Consider the following 928-nt stretch of genomic DNA (forward strand, 5'->3'; position numbering starts at 1 on the left):
ATCTTGAAAAACACCGAAACTGTCGAATTGGTATTTCACGAGCCTGTAATTTAAATTGTGTATCTGCTTATAATTAAGCCAGTCATGGCTAAGGATAAGCAATATGGATAAGAAAGCTTTAGAAGCCTTCGCTCGCGAAGCCGCTAAGTCGATTAAGACTCCTTCTGATCTTGATGACTTCAGGAAAATGTTAACCAAGGTGACAGTTGAGACAGCCTTAAATGCTGAACTCGATGAGCACCTTGGTTACGAAAAACACTCACCAACTAACGATAGTAATAGTCGAAATGGGTACTCCTCTAAACGCTTAATTACAGACGATGGCGAGATCCAGTTAGAAATTCCTCGTGACCGTGACGCGTCCTTCGAGCCTAAACTCGTTCGTAAGCATCAGACCCGATTCCAATCGATGGACGACAAGATCTTAAGCTTGTATGCCAAGGGAATGACCACCCGTGAAATCGTCGCGACCTTCAAAGAAATGTACGATGCCGATATCTCCGCCAGTCTAATATCTAAGGTCACTGATGCTGTTTTAGAACAAGTCGTTGAGTGGCAATCTCGTCCGCTTGATGCGGTCTATCCCATCGTGTATCTCGACTGCATCGTCGTAAAAGTGCGTCAGAATAAGCAGGTCATCAACAAAGCCATTTATCTCGCTCTCGGCGTAAATATGGAAGGTCAGAAAGAACTTCTTGGGATGTGGATGTCGGAAACTGAAGGAGCGAAATTCTGGCTCAGCGTGCTCACCGAACTTCAAAATCGAGGGGTGAATGATATTCTCATCGCGTGTGTAGATGGCCTCAAGGGCTTTCCTGATGCCATCAATGCCGTTTATCCAAAAACTCAAATTCAGCTCTGTATCGTACACATGGTGCGGAACTCAATGAAATTCGTCCCATGGAAAGACTACAAGACCATTACCGCA

Annotated in this window: 1 protein-coding gene; it reads left to right on the forward strand. The window is 44.7% G+C overall.

Annotated elements, in window-relative coordinates; genetic code table 11:
• Positions 1 to 103: 103 nt before the first annotated feature.
• A partial coding sequence (locus RH85_RS11665; protein ID WP_006712445.1) for an IS256 family transposase occupies positions 104 to 928 on the forward strand: 825 nt, incomplete at its 3' end.

This window comes from Vibrio ichthyoenteri ATCC 700023 (genome assembly GCF_000222605.1).
GTDB lineage: Bacteria > Pseudomonadota > Gammaproteobacteria > Enterobacterales > Vibrionaceae > Vibrio > Vibrio ichthyoenteri.